The following is a 19,877-nucleotide window of genomic DNA, read 5'->3' on the forward strand; positions in this document are numbered from 1 at the left end:
ATCGTTTGTCAATGCTGAACAGAAAGGCCTGTTATTAATTAGAGTGGATTAGAGCCCAAAAATGTTGAAGAATAAGAAAACTGTAGTTTATTAGATCGAGTTTTGGTTGAATAAAACCCCGGTAGGGGTGCTACAACAATAGCCCCTGGTAAAGTGAAACGGAACCCGGGGTTTGGAGCATCATAATTATCATCGCCGAACAGAGGGCTCGTTTAAAAAAAATGATTAAGATAGAGGCGATCATTTGAATATCATCGATCAAACTTTTTCATTTTCTCGTAGACTTACGCAGATGAAATCGCTGAGTTCCGCTGAAACTTTGGCTGTTTCAGTGAGATGAATCGAGAGAAAACATAAAAACAGCAAACCCATAGAATTCAATAATCTCATTTCTGTACTCTGACTGCTTACATCATTATCTTCAGGCGGTAATAGTAAAACTAAAAAAATCATAGAAAATGAAGTTTATTGGAGCACATGTAAGTGCGGCAGGCGGTGTTGAAAATGTACCTCAAAGAGCTCACGAAATCGGGGCGACCGGATTCGCATTATTTACTAAAAATCAGCGTCAGTGGAAAGCAAAGCCACTTTCAAATGAAAATATTGAAGGGTTTAAAAGTGAATGCGAAAAGTATGGCTACAGCATGGATGCTGTTATTCCTCACGACAGCTACCTGATTAATTTGGGTCACCCCGAAGAGGCGAAACTTCAAAAATCAAGAGATGCTTTTTTAATAGAGCTTCAACGGTGTGAACAGCTGGGAATTAAGCTTCTGAACTTCCATCCCGGCAGTCATCTTAAAAAGATTTCAGAAACAGAGTGTTTATCACGTATTGCGGAATCCATCAATATTGCACTGGATCAGACCGAATTCACCAAAGCCGTCATTGAAAACACAGCAGGTCAGGGTACAAACATGGGGTTTCGGTTTGAGCACCTAGCGGAGATTATGGAACAGGTAGATAATCAGGACCGAGTAGGCGTTTGTATTGATACGGCACACGCGTTTGCCGGCGGGTATGAAATTTCTACCGAAGAGGGGTTTAAGGACACATTTGAGCAGTTTGAGAAAATACTTGGCTTTGAAAAACTGATGGGAATGCATCTCAACGATTCCAAAAAAGAGCTGGGAACTCAGGTTGACAGGCATGACAGCCTTGGCGACGGTTTTATTGGGTGGACTCCCTTTGAGCTGATTATGAAAGATGATCGCTTTAACGGAATCCCTATGATTTTGGAAACTCCAAATACGGAAAGATGGTCAGAAGAGATTGCTAGGCTTAAAGAGCTTGCAGGCAGGTAAAAAAATCTCTCTTAAACCTGACTGTGGATCAATTTGTAGAAAATATAATAGATAGAAAATCTGGTATACCTGATCACATTGTACTTTGTTAATCGGCTTTTTTGTTTTATCAGCGGTATTTATCAAAAAGAATACGTGATTAAACCTGTGGTTTAATTGTAATTAATTACCGGATTTACTGAAAGTGATTCCGGTTGAAATATAGTAAGTAAATGCCCTAAAATTTGCACGTAAAGTGTGACTATGAAGTGATCGCTAATCATTTAATGACAGTTTTTCCCAAGACATTACGCATATAATTATGTGTAAATTAAAATCAAATGGGAAATTACTTCATTTATGAAACGATCACTAAAACTATTCATCATATTATTCATAGCTACACTTTATCTAATCTCCTGCGGAGATTCGGGTCCATCCGGCCCGGAAAACGGAGAGCAGGAGCCGGAACCTGAAATCTTTAACGTATCGGTCGATTTGAACCCGTCAGGTGCCGGTAAAATTACCCCGTCAGACAGTGAAACTTACGAAGAGGGAGACACAGTGGAGCTGCAGGCTCAAGCTGAAGACGGATATAACTTTACTGGCTGGACGGGCGACCTGGAGAGTTCGGAGAATCCTCTGACCTTTACGGCAGACAAGAACTACTCTCTGACGGCCAATTTTGAAGAGATGGATCCATTCTTTTTGGCTGATAATGAAGTCACGATTAAGTGTGCGGATGCTGAAGTCGGTGATACAGGTACAGTAAACGGGGTAGAGTACACCAAGCGTAGCCGTGAAATGATTTCCCCTGAAAATGCATCCACAACGTGTACAAGCGGTATAGTTGATATGAATGAAATGTTTAGAAGTGAGACTGGTTTTAATGAAGATATCAGCCATTGGGATGTGAGTAGTGTGACAAAGATGCGCAGTTTGTTTAACAATGCAGAATCTTTCAATCAAGACCTCAGCAACTGGGATGTAAGTCAAGTTACTGACATGGGCGCTATGTTTGTTGGTGCTGAAAGCTTTAACCAAAATCTTGATAGCTGGGATGTGAATAGAGTGACTTTCATGGATAGAATGTTTGCAGGGGCATCATCATTCAATCAGAATATTGGCGGCTGGGATGTAAGTAGTGTGACGTATATGAGCATAATGTTTTCCAATGCAACTTCGTTTAATCAGGATATTGGCAGCTGGAATGTGAGCAGTGTGACAGATATGAGTAAGATGTTTAATCAGGCGGAGGCGTTTAATCAGGACATTGGGGGATGGAATGTGAGTAATGTAGAAAACATGTCCTCTATGTTTAATAAAGCCACATCTTTTGATCAGAATATTGGTGGCTGGGATGTTAGCAGTGTGACTTTCATGGATAAAATGTTTTGGAAAGCTTCTTCATTCAATCAGAATATTGGCGGCTGGGATGTAAGCAGTGTGACGGATATGAGTATAATGTTTAGTCAAGCGGAGGCGTTTAACCAGGATATTGGGGAATGGAATGTGAGTAATGTAGAAAATATGTCCTCTATGTTCAGTAAAGCCACATCTTTTGATCAGAATATTGGTGGCTGGAATGTGAGCAGTGTGACAGATATGAGTAAGATGTTTAATCAGGCGGAGGCGTTTAATCAGGACATTGGGGGATGGAATGTGAGTAATGTAGAAAACATGTCCTCTATGTTTAATAAAGCCACATCTTTTGATCAGAATATTGGTGGCTGGGATGTTAGCAGTGTGACTTTCATGGATAAAATGTTTTGGAAAGCTTCTTCATTCAATCAGAATATTGGCGGCTGGGATGTAAGCAGTGTGACGGATATGAGTATAATGTTTAGTCAAGCGGAGGCGTTTAACCAGGATATTGGGGAATGGAATGTGAGTAATGTAGAAAATATGTCCTCTATGTTCAGTAAAGCCACATCTTTTGATCAGAATATTGGTGGCTGGGATGTTAGCAGAGTGACAGAAATGCAAAGTATGTTCCGTGAAATGTCATTTGATCAGGATATCAGCGATTGGGATGTGAGCAATGTAATAGATATGAGTTGGATGTTCTACTTGTCAGATTCATTCAATCAGGACATTGGTGGATGGGATGTGAGTAACGTGGAAGACATGAGAAATCTATTTTGGAACGCTTCTTCCTTCAACCAGGATCTTCGAGGCTGGTGCGTCAGACTTATAGATACTGAACCGGATAATTTTGCGAGAAACAGTGCTATCCTCAATGAAAACTACAAACCTGTATGGGGAACCTGTCCATCTGATGCGTTTTCCCTTGCAGAAAATGAGATCACTATCCTTTGTAAGGAGGCTGAAGTGGGTGATATAGGCTATGTAAATGATGAACTTTATACAAAACGTACCCGTGAAATGATTACACCGGATAATGCTTCAACAAGCTGTACTAGTAGCATAACCGAAATGAATGATATGTTTATGGATGAAACGGATTTTAATGAAGATATTACTCATTGGGATGTGAGTAGTGTGACCGACATGAATGAGATGTTTAGGGGTGCACTTTCTTTCAATCAAGATATTAGTAGCTGGAATGTAAGTAGCGTAACGGATATGAGTTCGATGTTTTTTTGGGCAGAAAGTTTTAACCAAGATATTGGCAGCTGGGATGTAAGCAGCGTGACGAATATGTACCAAATGTTTAGTGTGGCAAAAGAATTTAACCAATATATTGGAAATTGGGATGTAAGTAATGTGACCAATATGAGCGAGATGTTTGAAGCTGCGTATGTATTCGATCAGGATATAGGCAACTGGGATGTAAGTAACGTGACGGATATGAGTCGCATGTTTAATGGTAATGGAGCATTTAATCAAGATATTGGCAATTGGGACGTAAACAGCGTGACCGATATGTACCGTATGTTTTTTGATGCAAGCTCCTTTGACCAAGATCTGACCGACTGGTGTGTTGAACTGATTAATTCAGAACCGGTAGGTTTTGCAGCAGGGGATGCGATTTTGCAGGAAAGCTATAAACCTGTATGGGGAACCTGCCCTGGGGAATAAAGATCAAATTCGTATAGCCTTCTGAATTTAAATATCAGGAAAGAAACGAGACCGCTGTTCAATAGAGCAGCGGTTTTTAAATTTTGGTATCTAATCGTTCGGAATCATAATTAGAGGAACAGCTGCAATCTGGGCAAGAACCCGCGCGTTGCTGCGTGTGATGAGCCACTCTATAAACCGTCTTTTATAGCGGGTAGTAACCAATATGGTATGCTGATCACCGCCGATTAGCCGGGTTATACCCTCCAGGAAAGATTTGTCTTCATAAAATTCCACTTGAAGTGTATCATCTTTTAGCTCTTTGCGAAGCTTTTTCTGGAATTTTTTCCCTTTCTCTTCACGAATTTCCTTTTTCTCTACGATATGTACAATTCTCAATTTTATTCCCAGCTCAATAGAGAATCTTTTCATCTGCTTGATTGGTTTGATGTCCTGATTCCGGAGACCGGTGGCAAACACCAGATGTTTAGGCTGTCTGTAGTCCACCTGCTTAGACATGGCAAACACAGGGATAGGGCTCTCCAGTAAGATGTTGTTTGTTATGCTGCCGTAGATCGCTTTTTTTAGATCATGTTCTCCCCCTAAACCAACAACAATCATGTCAAACTCACCGGTTTTAGCCGCATTTAAAAACATAGTAGAGGGGCTTCCCACTTCTACAGAGCCTTTCATGTTTACGTGTCGAAAATCATCAGTAGAATGAAGACCATCTATAAGCTCCGACAATTTTTTAGCACTATCCGATTTTTTATTTTCTAATACGTTTTCTACTCGCGAAGGAAAATCGTAAGGCTGCTCAATCACGTGCATGAACATGACCTTCGCCCCCGTATATGAAGCAATTTCGCAAGCGTAACGCACAGCCGTATCGGATTTGCTGGAAAAATCTGTTGGAACAAGTATGGATGTAATAGTAGACATAGGTAAAACCGGGGTTATGGAATGATCAGAATCTATATTCTGTGTTATCCATCGTAAATCATATCTTCAGGTAAAAATAGTAAAATAGTTAGCTTAAAAAATGGCCAAAAAAAAGTTATACCTACTCGATGGAATGGCACTGGCGTATCGCGCTCATTTCGCATTTATAAACAGCAGACTCAAGAATTCAGAAGGAATTGCAACAGGACCCATTCTCGGATTTGCAAATACACTGGCTAAATTGCTTGAAGAGGAGGAGCCAACGCACATTGCTGTAGCATGGGATACTCATGCCCCAACGTTTCGCCATCATCTGGATGAGCAGTACAAAGCGAATCGCCCACCCCAGCCTGAAGAACTTAAAGTGGGTATTCCACTTATCAAGGAGATGATTGACAAATTTGGAATAGACAATATTCAGCAGGACGGATATGAGGCGGATGATATCATAGGAACCATTGCCTACAACGCTCAGGCTGAGCACGTTGATGTGTATCTCGTAACCCCTGATAAGGATTTTATGCAGTTGGTTGATGATCACATTACGATGATTAAACCGGATAACAAAAACGGTGGTTTTATCGTGATAGACCGTGATGGCGTGCATGACTATTTTGGAGTTGGCCCGGAAAAGGTGATCGACGTTCTGGCTATAATCGGTGATACTTCTGACAACATACCCGGTGTAAAAGGCATTGGAAAAAAGGGTGCACCCAAGCTGATCAATAAATACGGATCACTTGAGAAAGCAATTGAGGAAGCCCCAAATATGAAATCCAAAAGGCACCGTACAGGATTAACAGAACATGCCGAGCAGGCAATGCATGCCAAGGAGATGGTAAGTATCAAAATAGATGTGCCGGATGTACAGCCGTGGGAAGATCTGGAATGGGAAGGGCCTAACAAGAAAGAGCTGGGACTCTTTTTTAAGCGAATGGAGTTTCGGACATTAACCAGGAAATATCTGGGGGAGGAGCCCGGCGGGCAGGGTACCCTTTTTGGTTCAAACGAAGAAGACAATGAAAATGGATCTCTGAATGAAGATGCAGTAGCATACAATCTGGCTGTAAGCAAAGAGGAGATCATAGCTGTTGTAAAACAGTTGGAAAATGCGAAAGAGCTCTGTTTTGATACAGAGACAGACAGCCCCGATCCGATGGTTGCAAATCTGGTGGGTATTTCTCTAAGTGCCAAACCCGAAGTTGCCTGGTACATTCCGGTGAATGTAGAAGATGCTCTGCCTCAAGAAGAGGTAATAGAACTGCTTAAACCGCTTTTTGAAAATACAGAGAGCCGTAAAATTGCACACAACTATAAGTTTGACTACCTGATTTTAAAAAGGGCCGGCTTTACCTTAGAGGGAGAAATTTTTGATACGATGGTAGCTGCGTATCTGATTGATGCCAATCAAAGGCTGAAGATGGACACCCTGGCGAAAAAGTATCTTAAGTATGAACCGGTTGCTATAGAAGCACTGATCGGCAAAGGTAAGAAACAGAAGTCTATGGCCGATATTCCCTATACAGAAATTGTGAACTATGCTTGTGAAGACGCTGACATTACCTATCGCCTCTTTGAGAAGTTTATTAAGGAACTTGAGGATGATGAGCTGCTGAACATTGCTAATCAACTGGAATTTCCTCTGATCGAAGTTTTAGGTGATATGGAAGAGAAGGGTGTAAAAATTGATGTGGAGATGCTGAATGCATTTTCTGAAGACCTGAACAACGATATTGAAAAGATAGAGAAGGAGATATTTGAGATAACAGGAGAGGAGTTCAATCTCAATTCACCTAAACAGCTGGGTGAGGTTCTTTTTGATAAGATGGAGATTCCGGCCGGAAAAAAGACAAAAACCGGTCAATATTCCACATCAGAAGCCGTGCTTTCGGAGCTTGCAAGTGAATATGAGGTACCCGCAATGGTTCTCGATTATCGCAGTCTTTCGAAACTAAAATCCACTTATGTGGATGCACTGCCAAAGCTGGTGAATCCGGATACAGGGCGTATACACACCAATTTTAATCAAACCATAGCCGCAACCGGCAGACTCTCTTCGTCTAATCCGAATCTTCAGAATATTCCGATACGAACAAAAAGAGGGCGTGAAATTCGAAAAGCGTTTGTACCGGCTGATGGATTTAAGCTTCTGGCTGCCGACTATTCGCAGGTGGAATTGCGGGTTATCGCTTCAATGTCAGGCGATGAAAATATGATTGAAGCGTTCAAGAATGGAGAGGATATCCATGCACGTACAGCTAAGGAGATTTTTAATCTTGATTCGATTGAGGATGTAACGCCAAATAAGCGTCGTAAAGCAAAGGAAGTGAATTTTGGTATTCCCTATGGAGTGAGTGCTTACGGTTTAGCGTCGCGCCTGGGCATCAGCAACTCTGAAGGAAAGGATATGATCGATCAGTATTTTGGACGCTTTCCCGGCATTAAGACATATATTGATGACACGATTGAATTTGCTAAAGAGAACGGGTACGTATCTACCCTGATGGGACGCAGACGATATATTCCGGATATCAATTCCAAAAATTGGAATGTCCGTGGATTTGCAGAACGAACAGCGATTAATATGCCAATTCAGGGAACTGCCGCAGATATCATCAAATTGGCAATGATTCGTATTCACGATTATCTGCTGGATGAAAATCTGAAATCAAAAATGTTGCTTCAGGTTCATGACGAATTGATTTTCGAAATCCATGATGATGAGAAAGATTCTGTTCCTTTAAATATTGAGCAGATGATGGAAAGCGCCTACGAGCTAAAAGTGCCTTTGGATGTAGAGACTGGCTTGGCTGAGAACTGGCTTGAGGCACACTAGTTAACGTGAGTTCAATATAAAATGAATGTAAAGGCATTGAAAAATCCCCTCCTTACTCACGTTATAAAAGGATTTTTTGACTGCTCAAATTCAAATATTATACCTCGCACTTAAGTTCTTAATTCCTTGAGCAAATTCATTGCAGCACTGTTGGTTCGGGGATCATTAAAATCACTTTATTGTGATGTCAAATCGCGGTCCACGAGTACGATATAAGTACCTTCATCCGTTCGTTGAATTCTTCTTTCGTCTATTCCTTTTTCCAGTGCTTTTTCATAGAGACGCTGCCATCGAATGTACTCTTCATGCTCAAATTGGTTTTCATCCAATTGACCGCTGTGGTTGCTGTCCCTCAATTTGGTCTCCACTTCGGTTTCCACGTTATATACGGAGAATAGATTGTAACTGTCTTCAGAATCACCCATTACGGTGACCAAAGTGTAGATATATTGCTCGTCGGCAAACTCAAAAGTTCTGGGATGGGGTTTTTGTTCATACTTTCCCTCTTCATTTGCAAGACGAATTCCGGTTCTGTAAATTTCGTTCGCCCGTTCTAAAGAGATCTCCCCCCGCATTACGCGATCCATAGTACCGTCCTGATTATCATCCCTGGTCCAAAATACAATTTCACGGTCATCACGCAGTACAAGATCGTTTAATGACTCACCATCGGGAGAGATCAACCCGATAATTTCATACGTTTGATCCTCAAACTGAAATTCAAATTTTGAGCTCTCAGTTTTCGGCTCTGTACTGGCACAGCCAATTACAATGAATAGCGAGATTAGAAGTAAGAAAGGCTTCAATACACTCATAACATATATATTTTATTTTATACCTATACGATTACAACGTACAACAGATTAGTTTCATATATCAAGTAATTAGAACAGATATAACTTTTTGGTTGATTCATTTAGACTGCGATATGCTTAAGATAGCCTGTCGGGAACCCGAATTTATTATTGAGAGATCATCTGGAATAAAAAAAGCACGATTCAGTTTCCCAAATCGTGCTTGTTAGAGTCGGATAAATATTATCTAAAGCTTATGCCAACACCAATATTTGCAACCGGATAGTTGGAAAGGGTATAAGAGCCGGATACTGTGAGTATTGCAAGACGCAATCTGAAACCGGCCATAGCATGAATACTGTTTGATCCGTCAAAACTCAGATCGATCGGTTCATCAAGTCGTTCAATTATTTTTTCCCGGGTCTCTTCTGAACTGTCTGCGGGATTGAAATCTTCATTGAAAACAGTGACAGGGTAGGAGCCCGGTGACTTGAGTGTCATACTTGAAGTTTGAAAACCAATACCGCCATACACTGAAATGATAGGCAGGTTTTTGCCTACCAGGAGATTTCCTGTAAATCCGCTGGCTTCAAGCTCAAGCGCCTGATCGTCCCACAAACTGGGGTTTCCTGCATACGGGTTGTAAATGTCCTGCCCCTCTTCTGGATTTACCTCGAACCCAAAATCAGAATTTAAATTAGTGTATCCGAGTTGAACTGAGAGATCGACTGGTAAAACAGATCCGCCAGGAAGCCACTGGTTTAATCCATGCTTAACACCAAAACCAAATAGGCTGGTGTTGATGTCCTCTACGGTAACGGTCGGCATATATCTTATCGAGATATCCGTATCTTTAATAATTCCAACAGTACCCTGAATCATAGGAGCTGGCACATACGGGTATCCTGTTCCTTCGGGCATTGTGAATCGAGTGATCTCTTCTCGTAAACCTGTAAAAGGGTTTGTGCCGAAAACACCCATTTCCGGTCCCTGCACATCCTCACCGAAGGCAGTTTGGGCTTCAAACGGACCGTCTACCCGTTCAAGATTTTCGAAATTCAGTTCATCCACGTTAAAACTTCGGTCGCCTGTAGGAACAATCGCTATACCTGCACTAATTCGCAGATCGAATCCGAGTGTGCCGTAGGGTTTTGCTGTGTTTATCCACCCTGAGTTAAGGTCTGCACCAAACCCGTTGGCAAATGGTTTGAGATACTCTTGTAAAAGTAAATTTGCATCATTTGTACCGGAACGAAGTATTTCACCGGCATCATCAAATTGAGCAGAAGCTGTATTTACACCTGCCAGGGATATAAAAATGCAAGTTGCAAATAGAAATAGTGATTTTTTTATCTGTAGCACAGTTTTCATAAATGATATGTATTTATTTATACGATTTTAGAAGTTTGTAAATAATTGTGAAAGATCAAACCGATGATTAAAAATCTGTATGAATGGAACAGCTAAAATTAGTTGACTTGTATTTTACCTATTCCAATTTGTATTAAATGAGTAATAAAACCTTCAATTGTTACAGATTTTGAACGGATTATTAATGAAATTATCAGCTTATTTTTCCAAAGATTCAAGAATATTGAGATAAGAGTGGTATCTGCTGGCTGCAATTTTCCCTTCTTCAAAAGCCTCCACCACACCGCACTTTGGCTCGTGATAGTGCGTACAGTTGTAGAATTTGCAGTTCTGACGGGGTTCGATCATTTCGGGAAAGTATAGTGAGAGCTCCATCTTTTCGATATCAACCAATCCAAATTCGCGGATTCCGGGTGTATCAACCACAAAACCACCATCGCTGAGAGGAATGAGCCGGGCAAATGTGGTGGTGTGTTTTCCTTTCTGTGAATAGGATGATATTTCGCCAACCTTGAGTTGTAAACCGGGTTCAATCTGATTGAGAAGTGAGGTTTTTCCTACGCCGGACGGTCCGATGAAAACAGATGTTTTTCCGATAATCTTGCTTTTCAAATCATCGGTGTCACCCGTTTCCGCAGAAGTGATGGCAGTTTCATATCCGAGAGACTGATAAAGCTCTGAAAGCTCCTGAACATGTGCTTTACCACCCGATTTGGCAAGATCCATCTTGTTGAAGATAACTCCGCCGGGCACTTCATAAGCCTCACAGGTCACTAAAAAACGGTCAATAAATCCGGTATTCAGCTTGGGTTGTTTTACGGACTGAACCATCCAGGCGCGATCCACATTTGAGACCAGGATCTGCTCGCCTCTGCGGCCGTGAGTTGCCTGACGGGGGATGTAGTTCTCTCTATCATGAATCTTCTGTATGGATCCGGTACCGTCGTCACCGACGATAATGTCTACATAATCACCCACGGCAACAGGATTGGTTACCTCTTTTTTATCAAGTCGAAATTTGCCCGGAAGACGGCTGTCGATGATTTCACCATCACAGCTGACTTTGTACCATTTTCCCGTGGACTGTATGATGCGGCCTTTTTTCATATAGTATTTACTGAGAACAAAACTTCAGTTTGATAATTAAAAATTACAGATGGAAGGACCGAACTGCGATCATCAATAAAATATATTTTATTCGTTGTTCTGCCTATTCTAATTTATTTGATTTGGACTTTCATTTCAGAATTAAATCGATGGATGATTTTCTATTTAATGATCTACTTCGGATTGTATCGTGTTTATATAAAAAGCCTGAGATTTTATCAGTTAGAAGTGATAAGTCGGGAAGAGTTTAACAAGTGGTATTTCCCTTTCGGAAAATCATGGTTTTACGGACTGATTTACTACAAGGAACTCTACAGCAGAAAATAGAAAAGCCGAACAGAGCTGATCTGTCCGGCTTTTAAAATGTCTGGCAATGGACCCCTGAGAAATTAATCCATTACAGTTACTTCTTTAGTTGAATCGTTACTGGCGTTGTTGCCTGAAATCTGATTTTTATGAGATTCGGGAACTTTAAAGAACTCTTTTGGATCTTCAACCACTTCATCTTCAAGTATCAGGTCTAGTATCGGTTCCATTCGTTCAAGATATTTAACCTCAAGATTTCCGATTACATCTTCCTCAATTTCGTCAACATCTTTCTCATTCTTATTCGGCAGGAATACCTTCTCAATACCGGCGCGTTTAGCGGCCAATACTTTCTCTTTGATTCCGCCTACAGGCAGAACCATTCCGCGAAGGGTAATTTCTCCGGTCATGGCCAAGGTACCTTTTACTTTACGCTGGGTAAAGATTGACGCCACGGCACTTAACAGTGCAACCCCGGCCGATGGCCCGTCTTTTGGAACCGCGCCCTGTGGGACGTGAATATGGAGATCCCAATATTTGAATGCCTCTTCAGGAATATTGAGTTCTTCGTAGCGAGCTCTCAGATAGCTGATTGCCAGCATGGCCGACTCTTTCATTACGTCTCCCAACTGACCGGTGATATGAAGCTTTCCGGACCCTCTGGATACGCTCGCTTCAATAAAGAGAATGTCTCCTCCGTATGGAGTCCATGCTAAACCGGTGGCTACACCGGGGACGGTTGTTCGCTCAGCTACATCAGAGAAAAATTTACGTTTACCAAGAATATCCTGAATGTCGTTTACGCCAACACTCATTTTCTCGATATCGTCACTTGCAATTTGTGCTGCTACATTACGGCAAACAGCTCCGATTTGTCGCTCAAGACCACGCACGCCTGATTCACGTGTGTATTCATCAATAATCTTCTCGATCGCTTTGGTAGAAATTTTGAACTGTTTTTTACTAAGTCCGTTTTCCTCAATCTGTTTTGGAATCAGATATTTTTTCGCAATCTCAGTTTTTTCTTCCTGTGTATAACCGCTGATATTGATGATCTCCATACGATCGCGTAGCGGAGCCGGAATGGTATCCAGCGAATTTGCCGTAGCGATGAACAAAACTTTTGAAAGATCATACTCCAATTCCAGATAATTATCCATAAACGAATCATTCTGCTCGGGGTCTAGAACTTCAAGCAGGGCTGATGTGGGATCACCGCGGAAATCAGATCCTACCTTATCGATCTCGTCCAGCATCATTACCGGGTTTCCTTTACTGGCTTTTTTCATCGAACGAAGAATACGACCGGGAAGTGCACCAATATATGTACGTCTGTGACCGCGAATTTCTGCTTCATCATGAATACCGCCGAGGCTGAATCGTTCAAACTCTCGATTCAATGCACGTGCAATCGACTTACCAAGGGATGTTTTACCAACGCCGGGAGGTCCGTAAAAGCAGAGGATCGGCGCTTTCATATCTTTCTTCAATTTCAGAACAGCCAGGTACTCCACAATTCTTTTTTTGACCTTCTCCAGTCCGTAGTGATCCTCATCAAGGATTTTCCGGGCTCGTTTCAGATCCAGCTTATCGTCGGAAAATTCGCCCCACGGCAGATCCAGTATCCACTCGATGTAGGCATGTATGATTCCATAATTTGGAGAGGAGTTGGGCGTCATTTCAAGCCGCTGAAGTTCTTTTTCAACAGTTTCTATGGCATCATCGCTTAATCCTTCTTTCTCGTCAAGTCGATTTCTCAGCTTCTCGATATCCTGCTGCTCGCTATCTTCGCCAAGTGCTTCCTGAATCGCCTTCATTTGCTGACGGAGGTAGAAGTCGCGCTGCTGATCGTCGATATCGGTCTTCACCTTAGAGCGAATCTCTTCGCTAAGATTCAGTACCTGAAGTTCTTTATTCAAAAACTCCATCACTTTTTCGAGTCTTTCGGTAAACTTTTTGATTTCAAGAATCCCCTGTTTTTCAGCAATGGAAACCTGCAGGTTTGAAGAAATAAAGTTTAGCAGAAATGCCGGGCTTGAAATATTGTTGATAGCAATGGATGCTTCAGACGGAATATTTGGAGAGAGATTTACAATTTTACTAGCCGTTTCTTTGATGGATCGCATGGAAGCATCAAGCTCCACTCCGCTTATATCCATTTCCTGCTGAACGGGTTGTACATCAGCCCGAAAGAAGGGATCCGTTTGAGTAAACTTTTCAATTTCAATAACGCTTTTACCCTGAATGACTACACTCTTACTGCCATCAGGCATTTTGATCAATTTCAAAATCTGAGCCACAGTTCCGTACTTGTACATGTCGGCAGCTTCAGGATCCTCAACGGATTCATCTTTTTGCGTGACTACACCGATGGTTTTATCACTTTCATAAGCTTCTTTTACCAGTGCGAGTGAACGGTCTCTGCCTACCGTAATTGGAACAACGACACCCGGGAAAAGTACTGTATTTTTCAGGGGTAGGATGGGTAGATTATCAGGTACTTCTGATTCTGTCAGCCTTTTTTCCTCCTCTTCACTCATCAAGGGGATGGCTTGTTCAAAATCATCGAAGTTTTCGCCCTGATCGTCAAATGTCGTCTGTATTTTAAACCGTTGGTCAAACATGTATATGACTTAAATTAATTTTTTTAGCTGTTTCTCTAATAAGTCGCAAATTCGAAGCCAAAAATATGGTTGGTACCATAACGTCATATCTTCTTTTTCTGTTCTGCCATATTGAGTGGAGCGAGATATTACATGACACTTGGTCAGTCATCTTATCGCTCGCGTGCAGAGCGAATAAAAATTAGTGTAGATACACGATCTATGGAATGTAAATCTTGATTCCGGCCATAGATGCTCCAACAATCTCATTCGTGGGGCCAATCTGACTACTCTTAACCTTTAATGCCATATTTAATTCAAAATACTTGCTTTCGAAGCCTATACCTAATGTGTAATAACCGGGCAGATGCGGAGCAATGCGTGTACCAAAGCGCAATGGTAAAAAAGGTAGGAGTTTCAGCTCTGTGCCTAAGTATACGACAGGAGCTTTTGATGCAAATTCATGATTTATGACAGGCAGACGTACATCACTCATCAGCTTAATCCTATTAATTTGAAACAGAGCTCCGGCCTGAATGGATGTCGGCATCATGCTGTAGAATGTATCCTCAGATCGGTCAGAATTGAGTTCAAAAGGTGTGTCGTCCTGATCATTTAGAAAGAACCAATGTTCATTTGGAGCACCGGAAAATCTAATATCAGATACTCCAGGGAGTTCTGTGAGTTCTTCTTCAATCTCTTGCGAATCCATTTTGTATGGCTTGTCAAACTGGTAGATCGCACCTAAATCTGTAATTGAAAAGCTTAGCCGAAGTGACTTTCGTGTAGTGGCCTTCTCTCGCTGAAGGAGGGAGAGATCTCCACCGAATGTGATCATGTATGTGATCCCAACATCCAGGCCAAAACCGACGCCGGCCGGTTTAGAAAGTTCTGAGAAAGAACCATCCAGAAATGAAAACGTATCATTTTGATTGAAGAGGGACTGATTGTCAGTAAAAGATCCTGTGCTGCCCTGTTGATATTGGGCAGATCTTATCCAATTTTCATCACCATCGTGATACTCGTATACATTGTCGTAGCGGGCATCAATGCGTGAGCCTGCAACAACAATTTTTGGAGCAATTCCGACTATGAACTCCGAAAGTTGAGGAGATAACCCGCTTAAAAAATCAAAGGTTTCAGCATATCCAAAAGAGAGTTCATGCATTGTCTGATATTGATGGCGGAAGGATCGATCGAAGTAAAGGTTATCGCCATCTTTTACAGCTGTAGATGAGAAATATCCTTTGCCCAGCTCATATTTACTGAATACTCTGCTGCGAAGAGATAAAGCGTATGATTTTCTGTCTCCCTGCCATTTTACTCCAAACCAGTGCAGATCGGCCATTGACTGAAATGGTGCAACCCTGCGAGAACCGGGATAGTTTCTTCTCAAAATAGAGCTTCTGTCCGCTTCGATCAGTTCATAATCACTGTTCAGGCTTTTGTAGGGTAGAAACGCAGATCGAAAATGTTGTGACCTTACGGAGAAATCAGTCTCCGGCAAAAGATACTCGTTGTAAACTCCGCCCTGTAGTAAAGAAATTTGAAGCGAATAATTTTTCTCTTGTATGTGCAGATTTGCGGGATTAACAAACAGCGCTTCGTAACCGGTAAGGTACGCAGTTCCACCACCACCCAAAGCCATATTTTCGGCCGATAGTGATATCTGGGCAAAAGCACTAACCGACATACATAAAGATAGAACCACTCCCAGAGTGGCAGTACGTAAAGATTTTAACAAGGGATTTTCCTCGATTAACTGAGAACTTTTAACTTTGCGGCCCTAAGCATTAATGTTTTTTGTCCGCGACTCTTAAAAAATACAACAACTCTGGAATCTTTGCCTGATCCTGCCCGCTTAATTATTTTCCCGGGTCCGAACTTTGGATGTATGACCTGCACTCCTGTTCTAAAAGGATCATCATCATACTCATATTCATAGGTTGAGGAAGTTGATGACGGTTTTTTGGATTGAATCGGAGATTTCCAGTCGTGCTCGTATTCTATGGTTGTATTATCAGAGTTTTTATTTGATTCCCCGAAACGGTTGTGTTTTTGCTGTATTGTTGAACCAGTTTCATTCCGGACGACTCCTGAATCTACTTCATCTAAAAATCTGGATCGGGCCTGCCGCTGCTCTTCTCCATATTTGTACCTTAGTTTACTGTAACTGAAAAAGAGCTGTTTCTCGGCACGGGTGATGGCTACGTAGAAGAGGCGTCTCTCTTCTTCGGTGTTGGCTTCTTCACCTTCTCTGGGCCCCATAGGAAAGAGGTTTTCTTCCAGGCCGACAATAAAGATGACCGGAAATTCGAGGCCTTTCGACGCGTGAACCGTCATCAGGGTTACCGCAGGCTTATCTTCGTCATACTTGTCCGAATCGGTAATCAGGTTGATCTCCTGTAAAAAATTGGAAAGCTTCGGATTCTTCGTGTTTTGCTGATAGTACGCAATGGCATTTTGAAGTTCCAGAACGTTGTCTCGCCGTGTCAAAGCTTTCGCATCGTTTTGCTCAACCAACGCCTTCAGGTAGCCGCTTTTCTCCAGCATCTTCTTGGTTACGTCCAGTATTGGAGATCCGGAATCCAGCAGATCCTTCAAACTTTCAATCATGTGAATGAAATCTGCAATTTTGGCTTTTGCAGGTTTATATATATCTGCAGAGTCAACATCGTGTAAAATTCTCCAGACACTCTGTCCGGTAGCGCGGGCTTTTTTGAGAAGTTCATTCAGCGTTTTATTGCCAATGCCGCGACTGGGTTCGTTTATGATTCGAAGCAGAGCCTGTTCATCCTCCGGGTTGATGAGCAGCGTTAAGTATGCCAGCACATCTTTAATCTCTTTTCGTTGATAAAAAGAAAGCCCGCCCACTAACTGATAGGTAATATCTTTTCGTCTGAATGCCTCCTCAAATATCCTGCTCTGATAGTTTGTCCGGTACAAAATCGCGAAATCGTTATTTTGATATCCGTGACGCAGCTTAAGATTTTGGATATAGTTCGCTATACGATTTGCTTCGTCCCGCTCATCAAAATTTTCCAGTAACGTAACGGTTTCACCCTCTTCATTATCGGTCCAAAGTGTTTTTTCGAGCTGTTTTTCATTTTTCTTGATGATGGAGTCGGCGCATTGAAGGATGAACTTGGTAGATCGATAATTTTGTTCAAGAGGAACTTCCAGTGCATCGTCGTAATCATTCTTAAAATTCAGAATATTACTGATATCCGCTCCCCTGAAGGAGTAGATACTTTGTGCATCATCGCCTACCACACAAATATTTTGGTATTTATCGGCCAGCATTCGGGTTACTTTGTACTGAGCGTGGTTTGTATCCTGGTACTCATCAATCATGATGTAGCGGAATCGGTCCTGGTACTTTTCCAGAACGTCAGGGTGTTCCTCGAAAAGTTCGATGGGTTTGATGAGCAGGTCATCAAAGTCCATAGCGTTTGCCTGTTTTAACCGCTTGGCATAAATCTGATAAACCCTCGCAGTGATATCGTCCAGTGTACTTTGCACAAACCTGTGTTGATACTGTTCAGGGGAGATTAACTGGTTTTTAGCATCACTGATTTTGTACTGAATGGTTCTTGGACGAATCTCACGGGGATCGTAATTCAGCTCTTTGAGAATCAGCTTGATGGCGTTCTCTGCATCTGTTGTGTCATAAATTGAATACTGGCTGTTAAAACCGATCTTGTCAGCCTCGAAACGAAGTATTTTTGAAAATATAGAGTGGAATGTACCCATCCATAGCCCGGACGCTTGTTCACCGATCAGCCCCTGAATACGCTCCTGCATTTCGCGGGCGGCCTTATTTGTGAATGTAAGAGAAAGAATATTTTTTGGCAGGGCATACTGCTTCTGGAGCAAATGCGCGATGCGATAGGTGAGCACTCTTGTTTTACCACTACCTGCACCTGCAATAATTAAAAGTGGTCCGTTTACATGAGATGCAGCTTTTCTTTGCTGTTCATTTAAATCGTTGAGAAAGTCGGATGATTTTTTTGAGTTTGAATCGGGCTGAAGGGTAAACTGCTTCATTAAAAAACACTTTCAGGTTAGAATAACTTCGAATCGGTTAAAATACGAATAATTGAGCAAGGGAGTGGAGGGAAATCTGAAAAAAATGCCTGTTCAGTGGACAATCAGAAACTGAAGATCCATCACATTGTTCCCGGTTGGCCCCGTTTTAATATGTCCGCCAAGTTTATCAAAAAATGAGTAACTATCATTTCTTCCTAAAAAATCATCCACATCAAGGCCAAGCTTCCTTGCCTCTTTCAGACTATTTTGGTTGACAACAGCCCCGGCTACGTCCGTAGGGCCGTCAATACCGTCAGTGCCGGCACTCAAAAATATGATCTCTTGTTCGATTTTGTCTAAATGTTTAGCCATCCGAAGAGCGAGCTCCTGATTTCTGCCGCCTTTTCCACTTCCAGTAACTTCAATGCTGCACTCGCCAAAAAATATAAACGCTGTCGGTTCTTCTTCTGATGATTTACCGGTTGGAATTTTAGAAACAATATGCTGTTCAAAATCTTCGATGGATCCTGTCCAGGGCTGTTCATCTTTTGTGACCCTGATATCTTTTTGTTCCATCAAATTTTTGGCAAGGCTTGCCACTTTATCTGAAGAGAGTATAATTCGACTATGATGATTTAATATCTCATTGGTTTCGAAAAGATCATTTTCGCGGGATCTGGTTGAAAGATAAGATTTTATGGATTCAGGGATTCTCTGCCATAGCTCACTATCTTTCAAAAGTGCGATGACTTGAGAAAAACGTAAACTCTGATGTATTGACGGGCCGCTGCCAATATCCTTCATATTATTATTGGGAACATCTGATATGATGAGATCAAAAAGCTGAACATCATTTAAGTATTGAAGAAGTCGGCCCGCTTTAATTTCGGAGACAGATTTTCTGACTAAGTTCATTTCATGAATCTCGATACCGCTGTTAAACAGTATTCGATAGAGTTTAACGATGTCTTCAAATGGAATGGATGAAGTCGGTTTGCAGAGAAGAGAGGAGGTACCACCCGACAAAAGGTTCAACACAATCGAGTGTTTGGGTATAGATTCTACAAAATCCACCAAACGGTTGGCAGCATGAACTGACTCTTTATTAGGAACTGGATGGGATGAAGTCAGAACTTCAATATTTTTAGGCAGGTTAATTTTATGATCAGAATCCGTAATGAGCATGCCAACGGATAGTTTTCGGCCTAAAATATCACTTGCAGCTTTTGCCATTTCAACGGATGCTTTACCTGAACCAATGACGAATATATGTTGATTTTCGGTCAGCTTAATATCGTGGCCAAAAACGTGAAGCGTATTCAACTGAGAGTTAAATTTTAAAAAAGAGGGGATGAGCTGTTCCGGTGAGGAGCGGTCTAAGGTATCTAGAAAAAACCTAACAGCAGTAGATGGATCAATTCTCATGGGTGGACTTGATGTGAACAGATAATTCAGTTGGTATGTCTTATAAAGTCACATCTTAAGATAAAGAATCGATTTGATCATTTTAGAGGAGTCATTTAACAAAGATTAATTTCATCAATTAAAATATTCTAATATTAATTAATTCTATATATTGGTTGGA

At 41.6% G+C, this 19,877-nt stretch carries 11 protein-coding genes; 3 read left to right on the forward strand and 8 right to left on the reverse strand.

From position 1 onward, the window contains the following. Nucleotides 1-458 precede the first annotated feature (458 nt). Together nfo and ACESM0_RS00360 are read left to right on the forward strand one after the other, a co-directional pair. Nucleotides 459-1,304: a deoxyribonuclease IV gene (gene nfo, locus ACESM0_RS00355; protein ID WP_372902515.1), complete on the forward strand. Its 846-nt coding sequence runs from the start codon at nt 459-461 to the stop codon at nt 1,302-1,304. 339 nt (nt 1,305-1,643) lie between these two features. Next, nucleotides 1,644-4,325 carry a BspA family leucine-rich repeat surface protein gene (locus tag ACESM0_RS00360; protein WP_372902517.1) on the forward strand — a complete coding sequence of 894 codons (2,682 nt, stop codon included), beginning with the start codon at nt 1,644-1,646 and terminating at the stop codon, nt 4,323-4,325. A 90-nt stretch (nt 4,326-4,415) separates the two neighbouring features. Here ACESM0_RS00360 and ACESM0_RS00365 read toward each other — a convergent pair whose 3' ends face one another. Beyond that, nucleotides 4,416-5,246 carry a universal stress protein gene (locus ACESM0_RS00365; protein ID WP_372902519.1) on the reverse strand — a complete coding sequence of 277 codons (831 nt, stop codon included), beginning with the start codon at nt 5,244-5,246 and terminating at the stop codon, nt 4,416-4,418. Between the two features lie 100 nt (nt 5,247-5,346). Between ACESM0_RS00365 and polA the strand changes: the two genes are divergently transcribed. Further along, the gene (gene polA / locus ACESM0_RS00370; protein WP_372902521.1) at nt 5,347-8,082 is read left to right on the forward strand and encodes a DNA polymerase I; all 2,736 of its coding nucleotides are present in this window, start codon (nt 5,347-5,349) and stop codon (nt 8,080-8,082) included. 176 nt (nt 8,083-8,258) lie between these two features. Here polA and ACESM0_RS00375 read toward each other — a convergent pair whose 3' ends face one another. The 7 genes from ACESM0_RS00375 to ACESM0_RS00405 form a co-directional block, all read right to left on the reverse strand. Continuing rightward, entirely contained in the window at nt 8,259-8,897 is a 639-nt protein-coding gene (locus ACESM0_RS00375) for a hypothetical protein (protein WP_372902523.1), read from the reverse strand. A gap of 222 nt (nt 8,898-9,119) precedes the next feature. Further along, nucleotides 9,120-10,247 (reverse strand): DUF6588 family protein, encoded by a 1,128-nt coding sequence (locus ACESM0_RS00380; RefSeq protein WP_372902525.1) that lies wholly within the window; start codon nt 10,245-10,247, stop codon nt 9,120-9,122. A 198-nt stretch (nt 10,248-10,445) separates the two neighbouring features. Beyond that, nucleotides 10,446-11,354, reverse strand: coding sequence for a ribosome small subunit-dependent GTPase A (gene rsgA / locus ACESM0_RS00385; RefSeq protein WP_372902527.1), 909 nt, complete (start codon nt 11,352-11,354; stop codon nt 10,446-10,448). Nucleotides 11,355-11,743: 389 nt separating this feature from the next. Then, complete coding sequence (lon, locus tag ACESM0_RS00390; RefSeq protein ID WP_372902529.1) at nt 11,744-14,284, reverse strand: endopeptidase La; 2,541 nt, start codon at nt 14,282-14,284, stop codon at nt 11,744-11,746. 199 nt (nt 14,285-14,483) lie between these two features. Next, complete coding sequence (locus ACESM0_RS00395; protein ID WP_372902531.1) at nt 14,484-16,007, reverse strand: DUF5723 family protein; 1,524 nt, start codon at nt 16,005-16,007, stop codon at nt 14,484-14,486. A gap of 14 nt (nt 16,008-16,021) precedes the next feature. Continuing rightward, nucleotides 16,022-18,310, reverse strand: coding sequence for an ATP-dependent helicase (locus ACESM0_RS00400; protein ID WP_372902532.1), 2,289 nt, complete (start codon nt 18,308-18,310; stop codon nt 16,022-16,024). A 93-nt stretch (nt 18,311-18,403) separates the two neighbouring features. Beyond that, complete coding sequence (locus ACESM0_RS00405) at nt 18,404-19,717, reverse strand: glycerate kinase (RefSeq protein ID WP_372902534.1); 1,314 nt, start codon at nt 19,715-19,717, stop codon at nt 18,404-18,406. Nucleotides 19,718-19,877 lie beyond the last annotated feature (160 nt).

This window comes from Rhodohalobacter sp. (assembly GCF_041686455.1).
Classification (GTDB): domain Bacteria; phylum Bacteroidota; class Rhodothermia; order Balneolales; family Balneolaceae; genus Rhodohalobacter.